This window comes from Streptomyces sp. NPDC085927, assembly GCF_044540975.1.
Taxonomy (GTDB): domain Bacteria; phylum Actinomycetota; class Actinomycetes; order Streptomycetales; family Streptomycetaceae; genus Streptomyces; species Streptomyces hirsutus.
The window spans coordinates 20555-46406 of the sequence record NZ_JBITSN010000019.1 but is presented as its reverse complement, the minus strand read 5'-3'; the positions used below and the strand labels follow the sequence as shown (position 1 = coordinate 46406).

General features: G+C 71.9%; 19 protein-coding genes. 8 read left to right on the top strand and 11 right to left on the bottom strand.

The genetic code is table 11. From position 1 onward, the window contains the following. The first annotated feature begins 195 nt into the window (after nt 1-195). Both ACIF80_RS33205 and ACIF80_RS33200 read left to right on the top strand, forming a co-directional pair. Complete coding sequence (locus tag ACIF80_RS33205) at nt 196-1026, top strand: SDR family oxidoreductase (RefSeq protein WP_399811581.1); 831 nt, start codon at nt 196-198, stop codon at nt 1024-1026. A gap of 409 nt (nt 1027-1435) precedes the next feature. Next, entirely contained in the window at nt 1436-2554 is a 1119-nt protein-coding gene (locus ACIF80_RS33200; protein WP_399811578.1) for an SDR family NAD(P)-dependent oxidoreductase, read from the top strand. A 74-nt stretch (nt 2555-2628) separates the two neighbouring features. Here ACIF80_RS33200 and ACIF80_RS33195 read toward each other — a convergent pair whose 3' ends face one another. From ACIF80_RS33195 to ACIF80_RS33185, 3 genes are read right to left on the bottom strand one after another with little or no spacing between them, the layout of a single operon-like run. Further along, on the bottom strand, nt 2629-4212 hold the full coding sequence (locus ACIF80_RS33195; protein WP_399811574.1) for a glycosyltransferase: 1584 nt from the start codon (nt 4210-4212) through the stop codon (nt 2629-2631). Between the two features lie 19 nt (nt 4213-4231). Next, the gene (locus ACIF80_RS33190) at nt 4232-5047 is read right to left on the bottom strand and encodes a glycosyltransferase family 2 protein (protein WP_399811573.1); all 816 of its coding nucleotides are present in this window, start codon (nt 5045-5047) and stop codon (nt 4232-4234) included. 40 nt (nt 5048-5087) lie between these two features. Then, nucleotides 5088-6296, bottom strand: a complete 1209-nt coding sequence (locus tag ACIF80_RS33185) for a glycosyltransferase family 2 protein (RefSeq protein ID WP_399811570.1) — start codon at nt 6294-6296, stop codon at nt 5088-5090. A 453-nt stretch (nt 6297-6749) separates the two neighbouring features. On the opposite strand from ACIF80_RS33185, the gene ACIF80_RS33180 reads away from it, so the two are divergent. The 4 genes from ACIF80_RS33180 to ACIF80_RS33165 all read left to right on the top strand — a co-directional run bounded on the left by ACIF80_RS33180 (nt 6750) and on the right by ACIF80_RS33165 (nt 10314). Beyond that, entirely contained in the window at nt 6750-7421 is a 672-nt protein-coding gene (locus ACIF80_RS33180) for an ATP-binding cassette domain-containing protein (protein ID WP_399811567.1), read from the top strand. Next, on the top strand, nt 7418-8098 hold the full coding sequence (locus tag ACIF80_RS33175) for a hypothetical protein (protein ID WP_399811565.1): 681 nt from the start codon (nt 7418-7420) through the stop codon (nt 8096-8098). Before ACIF80_RS33180 ends, ACIF80_RS33175 begins: the two co-directional genes overlap by 4 nt. Nucleotides 8099-8644: 546 nt before the next feature. Continuing rightward, nucleotides 8645-9487 carry a geranylgeranylglyceryl/heptaprenylglyceryl phosphate synthase gene (locus ACIF80_RS33170; RefSeq protein ID WP_399811563.1) on the top strand — a complete coding sequence of 281 codons (843 nt, stop codon included), beginning with the start codon at nt 8645-8647 and terminating at the stop codon, nt 9485-9487. Further along, nucleotides 9484-10314, top strand: a complete 831-nt coding sequence (locus ACIF80_RS33165; protein ID WP_399811561.1) for a Moenomycin biosynthesis protein MoeN5 — start codon at nt 9484-9486, stop codon at nt 10312-10314. The genes ACIF80_RS33170 and ACIF80_RS33165 overlap by 4 nt, the downstream gene beginning before the upstream one ends. A 57-nt stretch (nt 10315-10371) precedes the next feature. On the opposite strand, the gene ACIF80_RS33160 is transcribed toward ACIF80_RS33165, so the two are convergent. The 7 genes from ACIF80_RS33160 to ACIF80_RS33130 form a co-directional block, all read right to left on the bottom strand. Next, nucleotides 10372-11964, bottom strand: coding sequence for a carbamoyltransferase C-terminal domain-containing protein (locus tag ACIF80_RS33160; protein WP_399811558.1), 1593 nt, complete (start codon nt 11962-11964; stop codon nt 10372-10374). Continuing rightward, a complete protein-coding gene (locus ACIF80_RS33155) occupies nt 11964-13106 on the bottom strand; it encodes a hypothetical protein (RefSeq protein ID WP_399811556.1) in 1143 nt (380 codons plus the stop codon). Before ACIF80_RS33155 ends, ACIF80_RS33160 begins: the two co-directional genes overlap by 1 nt. Nucleotides 13107-13236: 130 nt before the next feature. Beyond that, on the bottom strand, nt 13237-14751 hold the full coding sequence (locus ACIF80_RS33150) for a B12-binding domain-containing radical SAM protein (protein ID WP_399811553.1): 1515 nt from the start codon (nt 14749-14751) through the stop codon (nt 13237-13239). Nucleotides 14752-14828: 77 nt separating this feature from the next. Then, the gene (locus ACIF80_RS33145; protein ID WP_399811551.1) at nt 14829-16370 is read right to left on the bottom strand and encodes an asparagine synthase-related protein; all 1542 of its coding nucleotides are present in this window, start codon (nt 16368-16370) and stop codon (nt 14829-14831) included. Next, entirely contained in the window at nt 16367-17575 is a 1209-nt protein-coding gene (locus ACIF80_RS33140) for a Moenomycin biosynthesis protein MoeGT1 (RefSeq protein WP_399811548.1), read from the bottom strand. The genes ACIF80_RS33145 and ACIF80_RS33140 overlap by 4 nt, the downstream gene beginning before the upstream one ends. A gap of 7 nt (nt 17576-17582) precedes the next feature. Further along, nucleotides 17583-19532 carry an asparagine synthase (glutamine-hydrolyzing) gene (gene asnB / locus ACIF80_RS33135; protein WP_399811545.1) on the bottom strand — a complete coding sequence of 650 codons (1950 nt, stop codon included), beginning with the start codon at nt 19530-19532 and terminating at the stop codon, nt 17583-17585. 5 nt (nt 19533-19537) lie between these two features. Further along, nucleotides 19538-20557 (bottom strand): NAD-dependent epimerase/dehydratase family protein, encoded by a 1020-nt coding sequence (locus ACIF80_RS33130; RefSeq protein WP_399811541.1) that lies wholly within the window; start codon nt 20555-20557, stop codon nt 19538-19540. Between the two features lie 425 nt (nt 20558-20982). On the opposite strand from ACIF80_RS33130, the gene ACIF80_RS33125 reads away from it, so the two are divergent. Then, nucleotides 20983-22722, top strand: coding sequence for an ABC transporter ATP-binding protein (locus ACIF80_RS33125; RefSeq protein ID WP_399811538.1), 1740 nt, complete (start codon nt 20983-20985; stop codon nt 22720-22722). An 85-nt stretch (nt 22723-22807) separates the two neighbouring features. Beyond that, nucleotides 22808-24628 (top strand): ATP-binding cassette domain-containing protein, encoded by a 1821-nt coding sequence (locus tag ACIF80_RS33120; RefSeq protein WP_399811536.1) that lies wholly within the window; start codon nt 22808-22810, stop codon nt 24626-24628. A gap of 13 nt (nt 24629-24641) precedes the next feature. Here the strand turns inward: ACIF80_RS33120 and hemA are convergent, their stop codons facing one another. Beyond that, nucleotides 24642-25838 (bottom strand): 5-aminolevulinate synthase, encoded by a 1197-nt coding sequence (hemA, locus tag ACIF80_RS33115; protein ID WP_399811715.1) that lies wholly within the window; start codon nt 25836-25838, stop codon nt 24642-24644. Nucleotides 25839-25852: the final 14 nt, after the last annotated feature.

Genomic DNA, 25852 nt, shown 5'->3' with positions numbered 1-25852 from the left:
CCCAGCCCTGACCGGCCGCCCGGCAGCGGGAACGGCGACGGGGAGGACGAACGCACCGACCGTCGGCACCCTCCCCGTCGCACGCGGCCTTCAGTAGCATCGGCCCCCGGGGATCACGGCTCGACACGGCCGTGCGGGCCGTGGTCCGTACTCCTGGGAGCGGATCGGAGCAGGCCGGATGTCAGGGGGCGGTGCGTGAGAGTTCTTGTCGTCGGAGGAAGCGGGTTCCTCGGGTACCAGGTGCTCCGCCGGGCCGTCGCCGCAGGATGGGACGTGGCCGCGACCTACCGGACCCGCCCCGGGGACCTGCCGTCGGTCACCTGGTACCGGGCCGACCTCCGGGACCCGGGGCGGATGAGGGAGGTGCTGGCCCGGGCCCGGCCGGCCGCGGTGATCAACGCGTCGAGCGGACACGCCGACTGGGCGGTCACGGCCGATGGCGCGGCCCGGCTCGCCCTGGAGGCGGCGAGCGCCGACTGCCGGCTGGTCCACGTCTCCTCCGACGCGGTGTTCTCCGGAGCCGATGTCCACTACCCGGAGGAAGCGCTCCCCGACCCCGTCTCCCCGTACGGAGCCGCCAAGGCCGCGGCGGAGACGGCCGTCAGGGTGGCGGTGCCCGGGGCCGCCGTGGTGCGCACGTCCCTCATCGTGGGACACGGCCGGTCCGCCCACGAGAAGGCCGTGCACGCGCTGGCGGCCGGCACGCGCACCGGCGTCCTGTTCACGGACGACATCCGCTGTCCGGTCCATGTCGACGACCTGGCCTCCGCCCTTCTGGAGATCACGGAGTCGGACGGATCCGGTGTGTTCCACGTGGCGGGACCGGACGCGATGAACCGCCACGAGCTGGGTGTTCTCATAGCCCGGCGGGACGGACTGGACCCGGCGCGGCTGCCGGCCGGTCTGCGGAGCGACGTGGCCCCACCGGGGGACCTGGACATCCGTCTCGTCACCGACGCCACCCAGGCCCGGGTCCGGACCCGCTTGCGGGGCGCGCGCGAATTCCTCGGCTCCGGCGGCTCGTGAGCCGGCACGGAGGTTTACCACTCGGCGCGGCCGGGTGCGCCGGGCGGACCGCGCCGGGGAAAGGGCCGTCTTCCCCGTGGGGTCCGCGGCCCCGGGACCGAGTGCCCCGGCCACCGGGCTTCCGTTGCGCGAAGCGGCAGTTGAGGAAATTCACCCGTACCGTGCCGCCTCTCGATAAAGTGATTTTCCCGGCCGCCCTCGGACGTCAACGAGGACATGCCCGACGTCGACGGAGCCGGCGCAGCAGGTGGCGAATCGGCCGCCGGAATGTGGTCCCCGGGCGCAGGCGCGTCCGGGGAGGCAGCGTGATGGTGTCGGCGAAGCAAGCACCAAGGCGATACGTCGGTCCAACTCGTCGTATTGGTCGGCACGTCAGTCATGGCTCTTCTCAAAAAGGAAGTGTGACTGCATGTTTGACGATGATTCCGCAGGGTATGGTGCGCACCTGCCGGGCAGCGGACATCCCGCCCTGGACCTTGAGAGGATTCTCGGCCGGCAGCGGATAAGCACCGATCTCGAGAGCAGCGCCGGATTCCTGCGCGGGCGGCGGATCCTGGTCACCGGAGCCGGTGGCTACATCGGGTCGGAGCTGTGCCGGCAGCTCAGCCGGTGGGAACCCGAGAGCCTCATGATGCTCGACCGGAACGAGACGGCCCTCCACCTGGCGGCCAGCAGCATGGAGAACTCCTCGCGGGTGCGGCCCGTCATTCTCCTCGCGGACATCAGGGACTCCAGAGGGCTCGTCCGGCTGTTCCGCCGATGCCGGCCGGACATCGTCTTTCACGCGGCGGCCCTCAAATGGGTGCCCATTCTGGAGGAGTTTCCCGGAGAGGCCGTGAAGACGAATGTCTTCGGCACCCAGGCGGTACTCGAGGCGGCGCTGGCCGCGGACGCCGCGTTCCTGGTGAACATCTCGACCGACAAGGCGGTCGATCCGGTCGGTGTGCTCGGATACTCGAAACGCATAGCCGAGGGGCTCACCGCGGCGGCCGCGATTCAGGCGGGCAGGCCGTATGTGAGCGTGCGATTCGGCAACGTGCTCGGTTGCCAGGGGTCCTTTCTCGACGTCTTCGCCCGGCAGATCGCGGCCGGCCATCCGGTGACGGTCACCCACCCCGAGGTGACGCGCTATCTGATGACCGTCCAGGAGGCCGTGGAACTGGTCATCCAGGCCGCCGCGCTGGGCAGCGTCGGCCACGCCCTGGTGCTGGACATGGGGGAACAGGTCCGGATCCTCGACATAGCCAGAAGGGTCATCGCACAAGCGGGCGTGGAACTCCCGGTCCACTACGTCGGGTTGAGACCGGGTGAGAAGCTCACCGAATCACTGGTGGCCCCTTCCGAATCCCCGGTCCGGTACGTGCACCCGAAAATCATGGAAGTGCCGGTGCCGGCCCTGAAGTCCGGGGACGGCCCGGAGCTCGATGCCTGGGGGGACGACCACGCCGTCGTCGCCGCCCTGCGCGCCACCTGCCTGGCCATGGAGGGAGACACGGTGGCGCAGGACCCCGGCCACCGGCTGGTCTGACCCCGGGCGGGCGAGCGGGCGGCGCGCCGGGCCGGCGACGGCCCGGCCCCTCGCGGGTGCCGGACGCCCGCCCCTCACAGGTACCGGACGCCCCGCCGCGCACTTCCCGCCAGGAATCCCGCCAGGCGTGCTCCGTAGCGGATCCAGCGCCGTCGCAGCACCGGCGACCGCGCCAGGTCCGGAACGTGCAGCAGCAGCCAGCACCAGTTCATGACGACCACCCGGCCGTCGCGCCGTTCGAACCCGGCACGCCGGTATGCGGCGTACAACTGGGCGCCGGAACGGCCGTAGTTCCACTTCTGCCGCGCCAGCGACCGGAGGTCGCCCCGCAACCGGTAGTGCATCCGGGCGTCACCCGCGTAACGGACGAGGTAACCGCAGAGCTGGGCACGCCAGGAGAGATCCATGTCCTCCCCGCCGCCCCGGTAGCGCTCGTCCCAGCCGCCCATCGCGGTCAGGACGTCCTTCCAGGCACCGCTGTTCGCCCCCCGGGCGAACGGCAGGAAATCCGTCTGCGCGTCCATCGGCAGGGGCTGTTCGTCGGCGTGGGCGGGGCTGAGCACGGAAGTCTCCAGCCCGCCTCCCACCAGATCGGCCTCCTTGGCCGCCTCCGCCATCGCGGCCAGCCAGCCGGGGTCGGCGACGTCGTCCGCGTCGCAGAACGCGATGAAGTCACCGTGTGCCGCGGCGATTCCCCGGTTGCGGGCGCGGCTCTCACCGGCGCGGTCGGACGCGTCGACGATCCGCAGGCCCGGCAGCCCGGCGCGGGCCCGCTCGGCTACCTCGCGGGTGGCGTCCGTCGATCCGTTGTCGACGACCAGGACCTCGTACGCGACGGCGCCGGTCTGCTGGGCCAGGGCGGTCAACTGGGCGGCGAGCGTGCGGGCACCGTTGCGCACCGGGACGACCACCGACACCAGCCGAGGAACGCTTCCGTTCCGCGGTCCGGCGGCGGGCGGCCGGTATCCGTGCCGGACCAGGCGGGTGCGCCCCGCCACACGCGCTCCGGGGGCCAGGACCACGGCCGGGTTCCCGGCGGCGCCGGTCCGCCGGCGGACCAGCAGCATGGGTACGGCGACCCAGGACGCCGTGCCGCCGTCCGAGTCCAGCAGTTCGCGCCGTACCGCGTAGGCGCCTTCCAGGAGATCCGCGGGGGACGGCCAGGCCCTCGTGGACGTGGACGGCAGGGCGAACCCGTCCACGAGGCCGTCCTCCCTCAGCCGGAGCGTGCCGCACTGCACCAGGCCTACCGGCCCGGCGCCGTTCCCGCCTCCGTCGCGGGCCGCTCTCGACAGGTGCCACAGCCAGTGGGGGAGCGCCTCGTCGCCGCCGCGGAGAACGGCGACGTACGGCGCCCGAGCACTCCTGACCGCGTCGACGCACGCCGGCCCGAGGTCCTCGTGGGCGCACCGGACGACCCGTACGGGCGGAGCCGCGGCACCGGAGGACCCGGCCCCACCGGGAGACCGGGCCTGGCGGGCCGTCGGGCCGTCCCCGGGCGTCGGGCCGTCCGTCGTCACCAGGGTGATCGAAACGGGCCGTACCGTCTGGGCGAGGAGGCCGCGCACCGTGCGCTCCCCGTCGCCGTCCGGGTCCGCCACCACCACAGCGATCGGGGGCAGCGTCTCGTCCACGGCCTCCGCCGACCTGTCGTCCACGTCGCGCACCCGCCGCCGGCTAACCGAGGTCGATCCGGGTCAGGGCGAAGTCGATGTCGTTGGGCGGGGCGACCAGCAACGGCAGCAGCTCCTCACGGGTGCGTGCCCGTCGCCGCCGCTCCTCCTGGGCGGTCATCGCCTCGGTGTAGGCCCGGCGTTCCGCGGACCCGAACCCGGTGTCCGGCGCCTGGGTGAGCGACTTGGGCCAGATCCGGTACCGGTAGAGCACCTTGCGCACGCTGCGCAGCCGGTACAGGCGGGCCGCCCGGAGATGGAAGTCGGTGTCGGCACCCAGCCGCACGGTGCCGTCGAAGCCGCCGAGAGTCTCGAGCACGGAGCGCCGTACCACCGAGGACGGGTGCAGGAGCACAGTCGTCCGCCCCAGCCGCATCCACAGGTTGCCGTTGCGGGGCATGCGCCGCTGTCCCGTCGTGCGGCCCGCCTCGTCGATGTAGGAGTAGGCGCAGCCGACCAGGTCGGCCGCGCCCTTTTCCAGCAGGGCCAGCTGATGGCGGAGCCGGCCGGGCAGGCTGAGATCGTCGGTGTCCTGGAAGGCCACATAGGGGGTGTCCACCGATTCCAGGACCTTGTTCTTGATCCGCAGGTGGCCGACGTTCCGGGAGGTGCGCAGCACGGTCAGCCGCGGGTCGCCGGCGTACGGGTGGAGTTCGGGGACCCACTTCTCGTCGGGTGAGCAGTCGTCCACCACCACCAGGCGGAGGTCCGGACGGTCCTGGGAGAGCACCGATCCGACGGCCGCACCCAGATACGCCGCGCAGTCGTAGTGGGGCAGGATGACGGTCACCGCCGCCCCGGCCGGCCCTGCTGTCGCCATCGGGTCTCCTTCCGGACCGCCCTCGGGGCGGCCTCGTGTGTCAGTGCCCGGCAGCCGCTCCCGCGGAGGGTTCCTCGACCGTGGGGCTGCGGAAGTCCCCCTCGTCGCCCCACGCGACATGACGCCGGGGCCGCCCTGCCGCGCCCCGGACGGCGAGGGAGCCGGCCACTCCGCAGAACCAGGTGAAGTGCAGGCCCTTGACCAGCCAGCGCTGCGTTCCGCGCACCGGTCCGCGGCTGCCGTCCCACGCCGCGAGCGGCCACAGACCGTGGAAGAGGACACGGGTGAGGTAGACCCGGGCGGTCGGCCAGGGATAGTCGGCGACGCAGGTCACATGACTGTAGAGGGAGCGGCGCAGACGCTGGAAGGTGTCGTGGGCGCGGCTGACGCGGTAGAAGCTGATCCGGGCCTCGGGCAGCACTTCCAGGTCGTGCAGCGGATCGGACGCCCCGGCGTCGAGCAGCTCGAACACCACGTACCCGTCGTCGGTCAGGCGTCTGACCGGAATGCCGGTGCCCAGAACGTCCGTCGCGACCACCAGGCAGGCCGCCGCCGGGCAGGCCTTCGGCGGAGCGGTGACCCCGGAGACCCGGTCCATGGTCTGCGAGGTGGCCGTCTCCCTGGGCAGCGCCACCGAGTGGGCCCCGACCGCGCCCCGTTCTCCCCGCTCGAGGAACCGGGAGACCAGGAGGGCGAGACAGCGGGGAGCGATCTCGATGTCGTCGTCCGTCCAGAGCCAGCCGGTGTAGCCGAGATCCTCGGAGAGCCGCAGGACCGTGCTCACCGTGCGCAGCTTGCCCGGTCCGGGCAGGGCCAGACCGACCAGGGTGAGGGCCAGGCCCTCGGGGGCCAGGGCGTACAGCCGGCGCAGTCTGCGCAGCGCCTCCTCGTCCTCCCCGGGGCCGTACTGCATGCCCACCCAGAGGGTCAGCGGCAGGGACGGGTGCGCTTCCCGCACCTCGGCCAGGGAGTCCAGCACATGACGGAACGTCTGCTCGTGCGCCGCGGCGTCGCACCGCCCCACGTAACTGGGCAGCAGCACCCCGAGGCCGCCGGACGGCAGCGGAAACGCCGGCCCGCCCGGCCGCGCGCCGATCACGCGGTCCTCGCGCGCCTCGCCCCGGACGTCCGAGTCCGGTCCCTCGCGCCCCAGCAGCACGAACGGGGTGGGGCGCGCCGGCGGCGGCGCGAAACCGCGGGCCACCGCCCGTTGCCACCAGACACGACGGTCCACGGTCCCCCCGCGCATCCACGTCCCCTTCGTCGTTCTCGAGCAGAATTCCTCTTGCCCTGACACGGGGTGCGGCCCCACCCGCTCCCGTCCCGGCGGCAGACTCCGGAAGGGGAGGAAAACGCTGGTGCGAGCAACGCACAAGTGAGCGATGAATGTGGCTGGGTCGGTACGCTAACCAGCCCTCGGACAGGTCTGCAAGAGTGACTCCGGGCATCGGCGGGATATGGCCGGAAAGCGGGGGCTCGACTCCCGTTCTCCGCCCGGTCGCCCCGTAGAATCCCCGAAACCGGTTTGCGGGGCCCGAACTTCCGGGGAGTCGCGGTCTCAACCGTCGTGCACGCCGCGTGTGGCAGGCTGAGTCGTGCGAGCGACGGCCGGGGCGATGAACCACCCGGCCGGGGCGCGAATCCTGACCATTGAGGCCGACAACGCGGGTCATGTGCCGCAGTCGGCAGAAAGGTGGCAGTCATGGGCTATTCCGTCGGTGCCCAGGAAGGGTTCCACGGCATGTCCGAGCCCGCCGACCGCAAGATTCTCCTGCAGGCACGCGGCATTGTGAAGCGCTACAAACGCCGCCGCGTCCTGACCGGTGTCGATCTCGTCGTGCACGCGGGTGAGATCGCCGCGATCGTCGGCAGCAACGGAGCGGGCAAGTCCACCCTGCTCAAGATCTGCGCCGGACTGCTCTCCCCCGACAAGGGACAGGTCACCGTCTCCGGAAACCTCGGTTACTGCCCGCAGAACGCGGGCGTCATGGGCTTCTTGACTCCCCAGGAGCACTTCACCCTCTTCGGCACCGGCCGGGGCCTGAGCCGGAAGGAGTCCGGCCACCGCGGCCGGAAACTCGCGGGCGAGCTCGACTGGGCCCCGGCCGAGGGCGTCCTGGCCAAGGACCTGTCGGGAGGAACCCGCCAGAAGCTGAACGTCGTCCTGTCGGCCCTGGGGGGACCGGACCTGCTGCTGCTCGACGAGCCCTACCAGGGATTCGACCACGGCTCCTACGTGGACTTCTGGCGGAGCGTCCGGGAGTGGAGGGAGGCGGGCAAGGCCGTCGTCGTGGTGACCCACATGCTCAACCAACTCGACCAGGTGGACCAGGTGCTGGACCTCACTCCAGGCAAGGACAGGGGCATCCGATGACAGCCACCCTGCGGATGGCGGACATGACCTTCCGCGAACTGCTGCGCCGAAGGGGCGTACTGGGCCTGCTGCTGCTGGTCCCGCTCGTCTTCTACCTCGGACGGTACGACCAGACCGGCCAGGCCGTCCGGTTCGCCAGCCTCGGTGTGGGCTTCGCGGTCAGCGCCGCGGCCCTCTTCTCCACGGTCGGCGGCCGGGAGGTCGAACCGCTCCTGGCCCTCTCCGGATTCCGCCCGCTCCAGCTCTTCCTGGGACGGCTGCTGGCCCTCCTCGCCGCGGGCATGGCCGTGTCCGCCCTCTACGCCGTGGTGATCCTGGTCGGGCAGGACGTGCGGCACCCGCAGGCCGTCATGGTGGAGCTGGCCCTGACCACACTGGTCGCGGTGCCACTGGGACTGCTGCTCGGGGCGGTCGTGCCACGGGACATGGAGGGCGCCCTGCTGCTGATCTCCGTCATCGGCGCCCAGATGGTGACGGACCCTGCCAAGGATTCGGCCAAGGTGCTGCCCTTCTGGTCGACCCGGGAGATCATCACCTACGCGGTCGACGGCGCGGACGCCGGCTCGTTCGACTCGGGGGTGGCCCACGCCCTCGGAGTGGCCCTGCTGCTGGTCGTGGCGAGCGGATGCGTGACGGCGGGCCGATTGCGCCGCCGACGTCATCTGCAATTCGCGTGAATTGCGCCCCGGACCACTGGAAACGCCCTGCGCGGGTCAAAACCGCCGGGGCGTTCCTTCTTTGCCGCGGCGGACATTCATAACCGTCGCACAGAGTCTCCCTACCCCGTGGAAACGAACGCGTGTAGTATCGGCAACCGCCCTGCCGCATCATGTTCTCAAGGCGGCCCGGTGGACCCGCTGTTCGTCTCTCCAATGGAAGGGGAGTACGTGAACGACGCCCTCGGTTCGTCCGCCGGTGAATCCACCGGACGGGCTCGCCGAAGAATTCCGGAGCACTTCTCCACTTCCTCGGCCGCAGCGGATGCCGGAACGGTCACGCAGTTCCCTGGACAGGCATAACGGAAAACCGCGAGGTGGCGCCGGAACACGGCGCCGGCGCCGGTGTCGACGACGCCGTGGCGACCCCTCGCGACCAGTTCGGGAACGATCCGAGGACCAGGGCGCCCCGCACCTCCGCACGAACGCGCGACACCTCATCCGAACGTGCGACGCGGCCGGCACCCCGTCGCGCGAACCGCCCGGACGACAAGGGGGAAGACGCTGGTGAACGCCTTACCGCAGCTGGACCACTCCACCGAACTCCACACCGCACCACTCTGGCGACCGGGACGCGTGCTCGCCCGGCTGCGCGAGCACCGGCCGGGCCCCGTCCACATCATCGACCCCTTCAAGGTCCCGGTGACGGAAGCGGTCGAGAAGGCGGCGGAGCTCACCCGGCTGGGCTTCGCCGCCATCATTCTGGCCAGCACCGACTACGAGTCGTTCGAGTCGCACATGGAACCGTACGTGGCGGCGGTGAAAGCGGTCACCCCGCTACCGGTCGTCCTGCACTTCCCGCCCCGCCCCGGAGCCGGCTTCCCGGTGGTCCGCGGCGCGGACGCGGTTCTGCTGCCCGCGCTGCTGGGCTCGGGCGACGACTACTTCGTCTGGAAGAGCTTCCTCGAGACCCTGGCCGCCTTCCCCGGCCGGGTGCCCCGGGAGGAGTGGCCCGAGCTGCTCCTCACCGTCGCCCTCACCTTCGGCGAGGACCACCGCACCGGGGACCTGCTCGGCACCATGCCGGTGAGCACCACCTCCACCGAGGAGATCGACCGGCACATCCACGTCGCCCGCACCTTCGGCTTCCACATGGTGTACCTGTACTCGCGCCACGACCACGTGCCGCCCGACGTCGTACGGCACTTCCGCAAAGGGCTCGACCCCGACCAGGTCCTCTTCGTGAGCGGCAACGTCCGTACCGGCCGGCAGGTCACCGAGTACCTCGACAGCGGGGCGGACGGCGTGGGATTCGCCGGAGCCCTGGAGCATCCGGACTGGCGGGCCACCCTCGAGGAGATCGGCGGACAACGGCCCGACACCCCGGCCCGCCCGGGGAGCGGACGGTGACGGCCGCCCCGGCCACGGCCCTGCCCGCGGACTACACGGAGTCCATGCTCGCCGCCGAGGCCGCCAACCGCGACCACGTCACACGGTGCGTCGCGGGGACCGAAGGATCACCGGACCTGGTGGCGCACACCGCCGCCCTCCGCCTCTACCTGAGGGTCCCCCACTTCCTCACCGAGTGGACGACCGACCCGGACCGGCGGGCCGCCGTGTCCCGCGCCCTGGCCCTCGACATCGTCGCCATGAAGCTCCTCGACGACCTGATGGACGACGACACCGGCCTCGACCGCGTCGAACTCGCCTGCGTCTGCCTCCGTCTGCATCTGCGGGCGCTCCACGAGCTGGAATCCCTCGCCGAGGACCCCAAGGCGGTGACGGACATCCTGGAGCGGGACGCCGTCCTCCTCTGCGGCGGACAGATACGCACCAAACGCACCCGGGCGACGAACCTCCGGGAATGGCGCGCCCACGCGAGCACCTACGGCGCCGCTTTCCTCGGCCGCTACGGGGCGCTCGCGGCCGCCTCCGGCGGGGGCGGCCAACCCCCTCACGCCGTCCGGCAGTTCGCGGAGGCCTTCGCCATGACCATCACCGTGGCCGACGACCTGACCGACTACGACCGCAACGGCGAGCGGGACGGCAACCTCGCCCACCTGGTGCGGACCGGGGCCGTGGCCGGCCAGGACGTCGTGGACCTGCTGGAGGAGCTGCGCGAACGGGCCCTCGCCGCGGTGGCGGTGCCGCCCGGTGCGCCCGGCCTGGTGCCGGTGGTCCATCTCTACACGGACGACGTGCTGACGAGGCTGGTCCCCCGGCACCTGGGGAAGTGACCGACGGCCGGCCGGAACGTCTCCGGCCGGCCGTCCGCTCCTGTCCGGCCCGGCGGGCTACCGCGCCGAGTCGCCCCGCACCATCAGGTCGTCGAACACGAAGAGGTCGACGTCGGAGTGCGCGAAGTCGTCGAGCACGTCCCGGGCGGTGTGCGCGATGGGCCTGCCCGGACCGTTGAGCGAGGTGTTGATCAGCGCGGGCACGCCGCTCAGCTCCTCGAACTCGTCGAGCAGACCGTACAGCCGGTCCTGGTCGGGGCCCAGGGTCTGGATCCGGCAGGTGCCGTTGACGTGCCGGGCCTCGGACGCGGTTCCGTCCGGCAGCCGGTACTCGAAGAGCATGTACGGCGACGGCGCCTCCTCCGGGTACAGCTCGGCGAAGCGCTCGTCGCGCATCACGGCGCCCAGCGGCCGGTACCACTCGCGCTGCTTGAGCTTCTCGCTCATGCGCTCGCGCATCCCGGACACCTCGGGGCTGCCCAGCAGCGAGCGGTGCCCCAGCGCGCGCGGCCCCAGTTCCGCCGCTCCCTGCGTCAGCGCCACCACCCCGCCCGCCGCCAGCACCCCGGCGACCTCGGACCGGTCGTAGGCGACGGCCCGCAGCCCCGCGCCCCGCACCGCGCTCAGGACGTCGGCGCGGGACTCGCCCCCGCCGTTGCGGTACACGCTGAACGGCTCCGGCTTCACCCCGGCCACCTGGGAGAGGGCGTAGAGGCCCGCGCCCGTCAGGTGACCCGCGTCCCCGCAGGCCGGCGGAACGGCGATGTCCCGTCCGTACTCCGCCCGCAGTGCCGAGTTGGCCACGATGTTCAGGGCGCAGCCGCCGCCGAGGGCGATCGGCCCCACCCCGGCGTCCGTGCGCGTCACCTGCCGGTCGAGCACCTCCCGGACGGCCCCGGTGAACATCTCCTGGAACGTCGCCACGACATGCGACGCCGTCTCGAACCCGGAGTCGAACTCGGGCCGGCCGGCCAGGTCCGCGCGCACCCGCTCCGCGAGTTCCCGGTCGTTCATCACCTCGGGGTCCACCGCCAGCAGCTGTTCCCGGATGCGGGCGTCCGGCTGCCCGTAGCCGCCCATGGCCATCACCTTGCCGGCCACGCTGGGGCTCGGGCCGAAGCCGAGGAGGTACCCGATCGCCGTCCACCCGAAGCCGTTGCCGTACCAGGGCAACGGGTCCTTCTCGACCCACTTCAGGGCCCCGCCCGACACCCGGAACAGGGAGCTGCGGGTGAGCTGGCCGCGGCCCTCGTTGACGAGGACGACGGTGCCTTCCTCCCAGCCCGCGTAGTGGGCGGCCAGCGCCGCGTGGGAGACCTCGTGGGTGACCACGACGCACTCCACCCGGCGCCCCAGCATCTCGCAGACGGTCCGGTGGTGGAGGGCGCCCGCCGCTGTCCGTTCCAGGGCCCGGTCCATGTCGGGTATGCGCAGCAGCCCGCTGCGGACCGGCGTGCTGACGGCCACCAGATCGATCCCGTCGGTGTCCACGCACTCCTGCTCGAGCACATGCCGCAGGGCGATGTCGGAGCGGTGGTCGTGCTTGACCCGGGTGAGCCGTTCGGTTTCGACGGCGAAGACCAGCCGCCCGTCCTCGAAGTAGGCGACGCCGGTGTCGTGGCCGGCGGAGTGGAGCGAGAGGACCTTCATCAGCTCTCCTGACGCGTGGATGAGGACGACGGAGTGAGTCTGCGGATGTCCGAGTACGGGGCCCACTCGATGCCGCGCAGTGGCCTGCCGGACAGCCCGCGCACGTACAGTTCGCTCCCGATGCCCGCGAACCAGGCGAAGTAGAGCCACTTGATGAGCGCCTTCTTCAGGCCGTGGCGGGCACCGCGGGAGGAGTCGAAGCCGGTCAGGGGCCACATGCCGCCGAACAGGACGTGGCCGAAGTAGTGACGGACCACCGGCAGGGGCCAGTCGGCGACGTCGACGAGGTGGTTGAGCAGCAGTCTGCGGATCCTGCGGCGGGTCTCGCCCGCCGGCCCCGCCACGTAGTAGTGGCACCGGGCGTCCGGAACCAGCCGCAGGTGGGTCAGCGGGTCGGGCAGCGCGGGGTCGAGGAGGCGGAAGCACACGTAGCCGTCGTCGGACACGTAGCGTCCCGGCAGGCCGCCGGCCACCACGTCGGTGGCCACCAGGATGCAGCAGCCGTGCGGGTAGTTCGTGGCCGGCGCGGCGATCGCCTTGGCCCGGGAGAGCAGCCGGGAGGTGGCGTACTCATGGGTGTGCGCGATCTTGGTCGCGCCCACCGCCCCGCGGCACCCCGCCGCCAGGAAGTCCCGTACCAGCCGGGACAGGCAGCCCTCCTCCAGGGTCACGTCGTCGTCGGCCCACCCGACGCCCGCACAGCCGAGGAGCTCGGCGACCGCGATCGCCCCGTTGAGGGTGCGGGGCTTGCCCGGGCCGGGCAGGGAGAGACCGCAGACCCGCAGGCCGGGCAGCCGGGTACGGGCATCGTCCAGCAGCACCCGCAGACGCCGTAGCGACTCTTCCTCCTCCTCGGCCGACGACCACTGCATGCCGACGAACAGCACCAGGGGCACCCGGGGGTGGTCCCGCGCCACCGTGGCTGCCTGGTCCAGCAGCGCGTCGAACCACTCCCGCTGCCGGGCCAGGGGCACCCGGGAGACGTAGGTGGGCACCACCAGGGCGATGCCCGGCTGCCCGGCGGGCGTGCGCAGAGCCTCGGCGGCCTCCTCGGCCCGCGGGTCCCCGTCGGCCCGCAGACCCGGCAGGAGATACCGGACGGGGACCGCCCAGGACTCCGGGGGCCGGAAACCGCGGGCCATGGTGCTGCGCAGACGGTGTGTCAGGAACCCCTCGCCGGCCGGCCGGCGCCTGCGCCGCGGGAGGGGCAGGTTGAGAGGGACCGGCGGCCCCGGGCGGGCCGGCGGACGCGGGACGGCCGGGGCCGCCGGCTCAGAAGTCACGGTCGGTGTTGGACGTGGAGCGGTGCAGACTGCGCAGGCCGTCCACCGTGTTGCGCCACTGGCCGGTCGTCGCCATGTGCGACACCAGCGGTTTGACCATGGAGCGGCGCATGAAGAAGGACCGGTACGCGCGCTGGGCGCGTTCCTGGGCGTCCGGCACCAGATACCCGATCCGCGCGTCGAACTCGCCCTGTACGAAACGGTCCCAGTAGTCGGACGGGATCTGACCGGCGGCCACGGATTCCGTGTGCAGCGGGGTGCCGGGCAGAGGCGTCGCGGTGTAGAAACTGGCGTAGTCCAGCGGGAGGCGGCAGGCGAGGTCGACGGTCCTGCGGAACTGCTCCCGGGTCTCCCCGAGCCAGCCGACGATGAAGTACCCGAAGCCCTTGATCCCGGCCTCGTGCGCGGAGGTGACGGCCTTCTCGATCTTCTCGATGTTGCTCTCCTTGCGCATCCGCTCGAGGATCTCGGTGTCACCGTGCTCGATGCCGAACCGCAGGCGCACGCACCCGGCCCCGGCCATCGCCTCCAGCAGCGGCTCGGGCACCAGGTCGACGCGGGTGGGCGCCTCCCAGCGGACCTTGAGGCCGGTCTCCCCGATGAGCCCGCAGATCTCCCGCACCCGGCCGCGGTGCAGGGTGAACACGTCGTCGTAGAACATGATCTCCTTCACCCCCCACCGCTGCTTGAGCTCCGTCATCTCACCGACGACGTCCTCGGGACTGCGGTACATGGACTTCTTGTCCACGGCCTGCTTGAAGCAGAAACTGCACTTGAAGGGGCAGCCGCGGCTGGAGATCATCGTCGCGAACGGCCGTGGGGCCATGATCGAGTAGTAGCGGTCCATCGGGAGCCCGGAGCGTTCGGGCCAGCCGACGTCCTCCAGGTTCACCATCGGTGCGGCACCGCCGTCGTGCTTGCGGGTCACCAGGCCGCGGATGCCCTCCGGATCCTCGCCCCGCTCCATCGCCTCCGCCAGTTCCGGCATGATCGTGATGCCTTCGCCGACGCCGATGTAGTCGATGGACTCGTGGACGAGATTCTCGTGCGCGTACACCTCCGTGTGCGGCCCGCCCAGGATCACTTTCGCCCCGGTGCTGCTGGCCGCCTCGCACGCCTCGATGGCGCCGGGCAGACCGGGCGTCGTGGTGCTCACCCCGACCAGGTCCGGCTCGAAGTCCGCGAGCAGCTTGCGCAGCCCTTCGCTGTCGAGTCCCAGCGCGGGGGTGTCGACCTGGATGACGTGGTGGAACCCGGCGGACTTGAGTGCGGTGTGGATGTAGCCCAGCCCGAGGTGGGGCAGCACACCGGCCCGCTTCTGGACCCGTGCTATCTGGCGGGTGTTCAGGCACAGGTCGTGATGGCGCACCAGGGCGATCCGCAGCTTGCGCTTGCGCCACAGGGGCAGGCCCGGACGGGCCGGTGCCGCGGCCGGGGTCGAGCAGCCGCCCGACGCTGCCCCCGCGGCGAGACCTGTGCTGATCACGGGCAATGTCTTCCGCATACGATGCGCTCCTTCTGGGCCCTGCGGTTGATGTCTCGTGGGGTGGGCGGGAGTGACGGGTCTGTGGTGTCCGGTTCCTAGGGCCGGTGGCCGGCCCCCCGGGCGGCGAGGCCTTCCAGTTGCAGCAGGTAGAGCGCCAGGGGCTGCAGCCGGCTGACGCGCTGCGGCGCCCCGGCTCCCCGGCCGGCGGCCAGCAGCCGTTGCAGGAAGCGGTCGGGGCTGCGCCACCAGGCCGGTTCCACGACCACCGCGTGGGCGAGGAACCGCAGGAGGTACGCCAGCCGGTGCGCGACCAGCGCCGGCCCGTGTTGCTGGGGCGCCGCCGAGGCGAAACCCAGGTCCGCGTGCTCGGGGAAGGCCTTGTGCAGCGCCTGGTCGTGGAACGTCCCGTCGACCAGGAAGCGGTGCGGCACCGCGGCGAGGTGGTCGAAGAGGTCGTGGTCGAGGTAGGGGGTGTGGGTCAGGAGCCGTCCGTCCCCCAGGGCGAACGGAGCCGCGGAGATGGAGCGCCGGGTCCGGTTCCAGAAGAAGAAGGAACTGAGCGGGCAGGCGCTGTCCGCGTGCCGGGCCAGCTCGGTGACGAGACGCCGCCGGGCCGCCTGCCTGCTCCACAGGACGCTCGTCCGTGGACCCAGCAGGTGCTCCACGTGAGGGCCGGTCCGCCCCGCGGCCAGCAGCCGGTCCGCGAGGCCGGGCAGATCGGCGGGGTCGTAGGGATGGGCCCGGATGAAGTCGACGCTCGGGTTCTGGGCCAGCTCCCCGCCGCCGAGACCGTCGTACGAGACGCGGCTGTGGCGGAGCAGGTGGGCCAGCAGCGGCTGGATCCACGCGCCGTCCAGGGTGGTCATGCCCTGGGCCGGCAGGGCGGAGAGCTCCGCGCGGAACTGCGCACGGGGCCGCGGCACCACCGTGTGCGGCAGACCGAGCCGGCCCGCGAGGACGGCCGCGACGCGTGCGTCGGCCCCCGGATCGGGAGGGAACTTCGCGCCGCTGACGCACCGCCGCGGCGGCGCGCCCTGGCGGCACAGCTCGAGCAGGATGTGCCGCGAGTCCCGGCCGCCGCTGAGCAGGAGGTCGTACGGCTCGTCGGTGAGCCGGCGGGCCACCGAGGCGCGGAACAGCTCGACGAAGCCGTCGACCGCCTGTGCCCCGGTCATGGCGGCGGGCCCGGGATGCGGCGGTCCGCCGGACCGCAGTCGTGGTCCACCGGTGTCCCAGGTGAGCGTGGCCGCCGGGGGCAGCGCGCGGACCCCGGCGAAGGCCGTGTCCTCGGCGAGGAAGAACCCCGTCCGCAGGAAGACGGCGAGCGCGTCGTGGTCCAACTCGGCGGGCCCGTCGTCCGGCGGGAGCGCCAACGGGTCGGGGGAGAGCGCGAGCGAGGAGCCGCCGGCCCGGTAGAAGAGGGGGCAGATGCCGTAGCGGTCGTTGCGGACCACCAGGCGTTCGCCGTCCCAGCTCCATCCGGCGAAGACGCCTTCGGCCGGCGGGCCCGGGTCCAGGTGGTCACCGGTGAGGGGATGTCCGAGCCGTGTCTCCTTGTCGCCCTCCACGCGCACACCGCCGGCCCCCGCCACCAGGAGGAGGCGGGGGGCGGACGCGGCCGGGCGGCGGACGGTCACCGGGCGTCCAGCAGGGCCCTCAGGGCGGCTCCGATCCTGTCCGTCACCGCGTCCTGGTCCAGTACGGTTTCGGCGAAGGAGACCGCGGCCTTCTTGTGCACCTCGATCACCGACGGACGGGTGAGCCAGTCGTCCGCCGTTTTGAACAGCTCCTCGGGGGCGGCGCAGGCGCGGCCCAGCCCTTCCTCGTCGATGAGTCCCGGCACCCACTGCTCCATGGGCAGTCCCGACTCGAGCATCAGGACCGGTATGCCGAAGAAGGCCGCCTCGAGGGTGGTGTTGGGGCCGGCCTTCGACACGAGGAGCCCGTACCTGGACCGGGAGGCGCGCCGGATGTAGTCGAAGTACTCGGTCTGGCTCAGGACGCTGTGGAACCGCCAGTGGGGCAGTCCGGCCGCCGCGGTGCGACGGGCGAGCTCCGGGTCGCCGTAGCCCACGAAGACGAGGTCGATGCCGGGATGCCGGCCGGCGAGGCGCCGCACCAGCTCGGGGTAGGTCTCCCCGCCGCGGTTGGAGAAGATGATCACCCGTGGCCGGTCCGGGCCCGGGCCGTCGCCCCAGGGGCCCGCGTCGGAGGTGGCCGACTCGCTGGTCATGAAGTCCCGCAGATCGTGCTGTGCGACGAGCGGACCCACCACCCGCACGCGCTCCGGGTCGCCGCCTGCCGTGGCCAGCAGGTGCTCCCTCGCCCGGGGGAAGCCGACGAGTGTCAGATCCGGGTACCGGCTGCGGTGCAGCGGCAGGTGCAGCAGCCCGGGGTTGGTCACATGGCTGACGACCCGGGTGGACGTCCCGGCGAGCCGGACGGCGGCCACGCACAGCCTCGCCACGAACCCCTTCGTGCCGACCACCACGTCCGGAGCGGTCCGGCGCAGATGCCGGGTGAGCGGCTCCAGGTCGGCCCGCTGGGCGGGGGTGGGGTCGACCTCGAACCCTTCCGGGAAGCGCGCCTGGAGGCGGTCCATGAGAGCCATGTACCGCTGGTTGCGGACGACGGCGTCGGGGCTCTCCAGCGAGATGGCCCGGATCTCCGCCCCGGCCTCACCGATCCACGGGAGGATCGGCTCCGCTTCCAGGAGGGTCACCTCCGCGTCGATCACGCTCCGGAGCGCGCGGGAGAAGCGCGTCGCGGCGAGGTAGTTGCCGAACTCGCCCCAGGTCCGGGGGGAGAGCACCTGAATGCGCGGTCGGTCGGGAGCAGCCATGGGTCTCCTAGGAGAGGGCCGGGTACGCGGGGGATTCGGAGGCGCGGGGCCGGGCCGTCAGGCTCTCGAACCAGAGCTGGTAGACCAGGAGGGCCCACAACTTGCGGGAGGTGTCCCGCCGGCCGCCGATGTGGTCGTCGATCAGCAGACGCACCGCCCCGGGGTCGAACAGGCCGCCCCGGCGCAGGGCCGCCGTGGAGAGGGTGTCCAGCAGCAGGGGCCGCAGCTCGCCGCGGAGCAGGGCCGCCATCGGCGCGCGGAAGCCCAGCTTGGTCCGCCGCACGACGGAGGGGGGAAGCCAGCCGGCGGCGACCCGCCGCAGCAGGTGCTTTCCGGTGAAGCGGTGCAGTTTCAGGCCGGTGGGCAGGGAGTTGCCGTACTCGACCAGGTCCAGGTCGAGGAAGGGGGAACGCAGTTCGAGGGCGCTGCGCATGCCGCCCCGGTCCGTCTTGGTGAGGATCACGTCCCGCAGGAAGTGGGTCGTCACGGCGAGCTGGCTGAGCTGGACCCCGGAGAGACCGGGCTGCCCCCGAAGGAGGCGCGACACCTCGGCGAACGGGTCGTGCCCGGCCAGTTCGGCCCCGGCCCCGGGAGTGAGCAACCGCGGCAGCTGGCCCGGGGCGAAGGGGGCCGTCGAGAGGTAGAACCGGTGCTCCGGGGACGCGCGCAGTCCCTTGGCCAGCAGGCCGAGGGCCGCCGCCGCGGGGAGGTTGCCGGAACGGGCCGGCAGCCGCCGGGCCAGCAGGTGGACGAGAGCCTCCAGGCGAGGGGCCGGAAGGACGCGCAGCAGCAGCTCGATCGCCCGCTCGGCCTGGAAGTAGCGGTATCCCAGCAGCAGTTCGTCCGCGCCGTCACCGGTGAGAGCGCCCCGGACGTGTTCACGGGCCGCCCGGCAGACCAGGCGCATGGGCAGCAGGGAGGGGTCGGCCAACGGCTCGTCGGCGAAGGCCAGTTCCGACTCCACCACACCCGCGAGGTCGGGTCCGCCGATCCTCACCACATGATGCTCGGTGCCCAGATGGCGTGCCACCGCCAGGGCATGGTCGCTCTCGTCGAAGTCCGGGTCCTCGAACCCCGCGCTGAAGGTGGGCACCGGCCGGCCCGGCGTGAGCTGCTGGGCCACCGCGGCCACCGCACTGGAGTCCAGACCGCCGCTGAGCAGAACGCCGAGGCGGCGGTCGGTGCTGGTCACACGGCGGGCGACCGCGGCACGGAAGAGCTCCTCGAACCGCCGGGCGGCCTCCCGCCGTCCGGGACCGCGGTGCGGCCGGGTGTCGGGGGCCAGGCGGGGCCGCCAGAACTCGGTCTCGCTCAGTTCTCCGCGCTCGTAGGTGACGCAGCTGCCGGCGCGCACCTTGTGCACCCCCGACACGGCCGAGGCGGGGGCGCAGAACGCCTGGAACACCAGGTAGTCGGCGAGCGCCCGGACGTTCGGGGTGCGCGGTGCGGCGGGGTGCCGCAGCAGGGCGGTGAGTTCGGACGCGAAGGCGACGCCGTCCGGCACGAGGGTGTAGTAGAGGGGCTTCTTGCCCATCGGGTCGCGGGCCAGCACGGTGGTGCCGGTGCGGGCGTCGTGCAGCGCGAAGGCGAACATGCCCCGCAGCCGGTCGAACATCCGCTTTCCCCGCAACTCGTACAGTTCCACCAGGACCTCGGTGTCGCTGCCGGTGCGCAACGTGACACCGGCTGCCCGGACTTCGGCACGCAGCTCGACGTGGTTGTAGATCTCGCCGTTGAACACCAGGGCGGTGGCTCCCGACGCGGAGACGAACGGCTGTGTGCCGTGGTCCGGGTCGGTGAAGGTCAGGGCGCAGTGCGCGAGGGTGACACCGCGGTGGTGGAGCCAGTCCGAGCCGTCGGGTCCGCGGTGCGCCACGGCGGCGAGCATGTGCTCGGCCGTGGCCCGCGCGTTCTCCCGCCCGGTGCCGGCGTCACTGAATCCGACGAAGCCGCACATGCCGTCTACAGCCGCGGCGTGGACGCCGAGGAGCCGCCGACCGGGACGGTGTCCTGTGCGCGGACCGACGACCGCCGGGTCCACTCGATCTGGGTGGCGAGACCTTCCCGCAGACCCGTCCGGGCCGTGAAGCCCAGGACGTCCGCGGCCCGCCGTACATCGGCGGTGGTCGAGCGGACGTCGCCGATGCGGGCGGAGCCGTACGTGGTGCACGGGCGCAGGCCGGTCAACTCGGCGGTCATGGAGACCACTTCGTTGACCGAGACGGCGCTCCCGGTGCCGATGTTCAGGACCGCGCTGCCCCGGTCCCGGACCGCCGCGGTCGACACCAGCGCTCGCACCACGTCGGACACGTGGGTGAAGTCGCGGATCTGGGTTCCGTCGCCGTAGATCTCGATGGGTTCGTTCCGCAGCGTCGACCGGATCAGACGGGAGATGAACATGTCCGGTCGCTGGCCGGGACCGTAGACGGTGAAGAACCTCAGGGCGCCGACCGAGAGCTTGGCGTCGCCGCGGGCGGCGAAGGCCAGGGCCAGCCGCTCCGCGGCGAGTTTGGTGACCCCGTAGGGGGAGAGCGGACGGGGCAGGTCGTCCTCGCTCATCATGCCGTCCGCGCCGCCGTACACGCTGGAGGACGAGGCGACCACCACGCGTTCCACGCCTGCCTGCACACAGGCTTCCAGCAGGCGCTGGGTCGCCAGCACGTTGCACTGGAGGTACTCGGGGAATTGGGTCCACGACGGGCGGACCCCGGGTAATGCGGCCAGGTGGAAGACCGTCGAGGTGTTTTTCAGGCAGTCCGCCAGATTCAATGAGTTGAGGTCGCCGCGTATGGTCCGGAGCGATCCGGAAAGAGACGGCGACTGCCTCTCCGAGTCGTCCGGTAGGGGCCTCCGGTCCAACGCCACAACGTTTCTGTGGGAACTCCTCAATTCGGTCACAAGATGCGACCCGATGAAACCGGCTGCGCCGGTGATCAGAACGTTGTCGTCCGGCAGGTCCGTTCTGCGTGTGTCGCTCGACACGAATCCCCCTTGTTTCGCTCACATATGGCTGATCAAGGCGGTGCTTGGGCGGTGCATTGTGGTGCACGTACGCGCGCGTCCGCCTCCGGCTCGACCGGGCGACTCGCGTGGCCGCCGTCGCGCCGTGCGGCGTTGAAAAGCGCGGCTGACCAGGCTTTTGGCGTCGCCTTCGGCATCGAGAAACGCATGTCCGGACCAAGAGGCCTGGGGAGTCTAACAGCACGCGTCAATCACGAGCAATAGCGCGCTGAGGCGCCTGCCCGGGGCTGCGTCCGCTATCGGCATTTCCGCAGAATGAACACATTTTGGCCACCGTCGCCGAGGCGTCATTCACAAGGAGTCGCACAGGACTTTATGCTGGCCGTTCGCCGCGGGGCGAATGGGGGAGGGACGCGTTGGCAGGCAGCCCGTTACGGCACCTTTCCATGCTTGTCCGCTACCTGCGCGGCGAACGGACCGCCATGGCGCTGCTCGCTCTGCTGGTGCCTTCCGGAATAGGCCTCCAGCTGGTGGCGCCCTACCTGCTGCGCGGGTTCATCGACGGGACGCTCTCCGGCGACTCCCAAGAGACGCTGAGGGACCTCGCCGCCTGGTCCCTGGTGGCCGCCGTCGGGGTGCTCGTGGTCACCACGGGCACCGAGGCGCTGTCCTCACGGATCGCCTGGCGCAGCACCAACCGATTGCGCGCGGACCTGGTCGGACACTGCCTGAGCCGGCCACCGGACTTCTACCGCGAGCATCCGCCCGGCGAACTCGTCGAGCGGATGGACGGCGACGTCACCCGGCTCGCCGCGGTGATGTCGGCGCTGCTCCTGGAACTGCTGGCACAGGCGCTGCTGATCGTCGGCATCCTCGTCGCCCTGTTCCGGCTGGAGTGGCGACTGGCCCTGGTGTTCGCCCCGTTCGCGGCCGGCACCCTCCTGCTCCTGCGGTCCCTGGTGGGCCGAGCCATGCCCTTCGTCACCGCACGGCAGCGGGTCGCGGCGGACCTCCAGGGCTTCCTCGAGGAACGCCTCGCGGCGGCGGAGGATCTCCGCGCCAACGGAGCCTCGCGGTACACGCTGCGGCAACTCGGCGACCGGCAGGAGGATCTGTACCGAAGGGCCCGGGACGCGGCCCGCGCCTCGGTCCGCTGGCCCGCCACGGTGCAGGGCCTGTCCGCCGTCAGCGTCGTCCTGGCCCTGGCGGTCAGTGCCTGGCTGCACTCCCGCGGACAGCTCTCCACCGGGACGGCCTTCGCCTCCCTGTCCTACGCCATGCTGCTGCGCCGCCCTCTGCTCGCGGTCACCACCCGCTTCCGGGACCTCGAGGACGCCGCCGCGAGCGTCCAGCGGCTGAGGGACCTGTTGGGCCACGGGACGGGTCCCAAGGACCTGCCGGGCCACAGGACGGAGCGCCGCACGGGAGGCGGGGCACTGCCGGCCGGACGCCCCGGAGTCCGCTTCGACCGGGTCTCGTTCTGCTACGAGCCCGACGAACCGGTGCTGCAGGACGTCTCCTTCATCCTGCGCCCCGGCGAACGCCTCGGTGTCGTGGGACGCACCGGCAGCGGCAAGTCCACCGTCGTCCGGCTGCTGTTCGGGCTCCACCACCCCGTGACCGGCTCGGTGTCCGCCGGCGGCCTGGACATGACGAAGACCGACCTCCGGGCGCTGCGCAGCCGGGTCGCGCTGGTCACCCAGGAGGTGCACGTCTTCCATGCCGCGCTGCGTGACAACCTCACCTTCTTCGACCGCGCCGTCCCCGACGACCGGCTGCGTGCCGCGCTGGGCGAGGCCGGGCTCGGCCCTTGGCTGCGCGCCCTGCCCCACGGCCTGGACACGCTGCTCGGCGCCGGAGCCCGCGGCATGTCCGCGGGTGAGGAGCAGCAGCTCGCACTGGCCAGGGTGTTCCTGCGCGATCCGGGACTGGTCCTGATGGACGAGCCGACGGCCCGGCTGGATCCGTACAGCGAACGGCTTCTGGTGCCCGCGCTGGAGCGGCTGCTCGAGGGCAGGACCGCCGTCGTGGTGGAACACCGCCCGCACCTGCTCCTGAACGCCGACCGGATCCTGGTACTGGGGGACGGCGGGAAGGTCGCGGAGGAGGGCGAGCGGGCCGTCCTCGCGGCCGACCCCTCGTCGCGGTTGCACGAATTCCTCCGCACGGCCGAAACCGCCCGGTGAGGGAAGGGAACAGGAGGGCAATCACGTGCGAGGGGTGGAGCGGACGGACGAGGGAGCGGGGCGGACAGCCCGGGACAGGGACCGTGTGGAGGAGGGTGCGGAGCGGCAGTCCGTCCTGGGACGGCTCGCGGACGTGCTGCGCGGCTCGGCCCGCGCCTACTGGACCCTCACCGGCCTGTGGATCCTGCTGCGGCTGGGGACTCTGGCCGTGGGGTTGCTGTTCCAGCGGCTGTTCGACGCGCTGGGCGCGGACGGCGGCGTGTGGCTGATCATCGCGCTGGTGGCCGCGATCGAGGCGGGACGGCTGTTCCTCCAGTTCGGGGTGATGATCAACAGGCTGGAGCCGCGGGTCCAGTACGGCACCACGGCCCGGCTGCGGCACGCCCTGCTGGGATCGGCCCTGCGCGGGCCGGAGGTGACGGCCCGTACCACCCCCGGTGAGTCCCTGCGGACGGTGGGCGAGGACGTCGACGAGACGGGCTTCTTCGTGGCCTGGGCACCGACGAATCTCGCCCACTGGCTGTTCGTCGCCGCGTCGGTCACGGTGATGATGCGGATCGACGCCGTGGTCACCGGCGCACTCCTCGCCCTCCTCGTCGTGCTGACTCTGGTCACCGCGCTGGCCCACAGCCGGTTCCTGCGGCACCGCCGGGCCACCCGGGCCGCGTCCGGGGAAGTGGCGGGAGCTCTGAGGGAGATGGTGGGGGCGGTGGGCGCGGTGCAGGCCGCCGCCGCCGAACCGCAGGTCACCGCGCACGTTGCCCGGCTCAACGGCGCCCGTGCCGAAGCCGCGGTACGGGAGGAGCTGTACGCCGTCGTCCAGCGCACGGTGATCGGCAACGCGGCCCCGATCGGGGTCGGCGTGGTGCTGCTGCTGGTCGCGGGCCGGATGGACGAGGGGGCCTTCAGCGTCGGTGATCTCGCCCTGTTCACCTTCTACCTGCAGATCCTGACCGAGGCCCTGGGATCGATCGGCATGCTGTCCGTGCGGCTGCAGCGGGTCTCGGTGGCACTCGGACGGGTCGCCGGGTTCCTCGGCGGCCGGCTGCGGCGGTCCCTGGAACAGGCCGGCCCGCCGGACGCGCCGGAAGGAACGGCCGAGGGGGCCACCGCCCCGGGCGCCGCGCCGGAACCCGCCCCGCTCCTGCGGGAACTGACCGTGCGCGGCCTGACGGCCCGCCACCCCGGGACGGGCCACGGCATAGAGGACGTGGACCTGGTGGTGGAGCGGCACACCGTCACCGTGATCACCGGCCGGGTCGGCTCCGGCAAGAGCACCCTGGTCCGGGCCGTGCTCGGGCTGCTGCCGCACGACCGGGGCACTGTGCTGTGGAACGGCGAACCGATCGCCGACCCCGCCTCGTTCCTGGTGGCTCCGCGCTGCGGGTACACCCCGCAGGTCCCGCGCCTGTTCAGCGGAACGGTGGGGGAGAACGTCCTGCTGGGCCGGGACGGTGCGGCCTTCGGCGAGGCCGTGCGCCTGGCCGTGATGGAACCCGACCTCGCGGCGATGCCGGACGGCGCGGACACCGTGGTGGGACCACGCGGCCTGCGTCTCTCGGGCGGGCAGATCCAGCGGGTCGCCCTCGCCCGCATGCTGGCGGGCGGCCCTGAACTTCTGGTGATGGACGACGTCTCCAGCGCCCTGGACCCGGAGACCGAGCACCTGCTGTGGGAGAGACTGCTGGACGGGAAACGGACCGTGCTCGCGGTCTCCCACCGGCCCGCTCTGCTGCGCGCGGCCGACCGTGTGGTGGTACTCGAGGACGGGCGGGTGGAGGCCTCGGGCACTTTCGACGAGGTCATGGCGGCCTCCGCCGAAATGGGCCGGATCTGGACGGGCGCGGGCCCGGGAGGCGGAAGCGGGGACACCGGGCCCGCTTCTTCGAACCCTCCCGGAGGATGACACCCACGGGGCCTCAGAGGTGCCGGGCGGCCCCCAGTTCGGACCAGATGCCGTCCAGGGCGTCCACGAACCGGTGGATCTCGCCGGCCTCGTGCGCCGCCGAGGGCGCGACCCGCAGGATCTCCTCACCCACCGGGACACTGGGCGCGTTGATGGCCTGGACGTACATGCCGTGCCGTTCCAGCAGCAGGACCGACATCCGCTGGCACATCCGGTCCTCACCGACCAGGACCGGGACGATGTGGGACTCGTCCGACAGCACGGGAATGCCCCGCTCGCGGAGCAGACCGTGCGTCAGCCGCGCGTTGTGCGCCAGCCGCTTGCGCTCCACGTCCGAGCCGCGCAGATGCCGCACCGCGGCGAGCGCGCCCGCCGCGACCGCCGGCGGCAGCGCCGTGGTGAAGATGAAGGAACGGGCGTGGGCGCGCACCGCGTCCATGAGCACGGCAGGTCCCGCGACATAGCCACCCGTCATGCCGAAGGCCTTGGCGAGGGTCCCCATCACCACCGTGAACTCGGAGTCCAGGCCGGCCCGGGCCGCGATGCCCGCTCCGCCCGGGCCGTACATACCGACCGCGTGCACCTCGTCGAGGAAGGTGACGGCTCCGTACCGCTTGGCCAGGCCGGCGATCTCGGCCAGTGGGGCGATGTCGCCCCGCATCGAGTGCACGGACTCCAGGACCACGAACTTCGGCCTGTCCGGATCGGCCGCGTCCAGTAACTCCTCCAAGTGCTGAACGTCGTTGTGTCGGAATATGTACTTGCGGGCGCCGCTGTGCCGTAATCCATCGATGATGGACGCGTGGTTCGCCGAATCCGAGAACGCCTGGCAGCCGTCGATGACACCGGCCAGCACCGACAGCGCTCCTTCGTTGGCGGAATATCCCGAGGTGAAGAGAACAGCGTCCTCCTTTCCGTGCAGCTCGGCCAACTCGCGCTCCAGAGCCACATGGCAGTGATTGGTCCCGCCGATGTTCCGTGAACCCCCGGACCCTCCGCCGTATTCGTCCACGGCGCGCTTCATGGCGTCAAGGACGTCCGGATGCTGCCCCATACCGAGATAGTCGTTGCTGCACCAGACGGAGATTTCGCCATCCGAGGTGCTTGCCGCGGGGAATCGGCCCGCCTTGCGGCCGAGTTCCAGGAACTCTCTCTTCCGGTCACCGGTTTCGTGGGCGAGGCGCACGAAGAAGTCCATGTACAAGGACATGTCCAAGGTCCGCT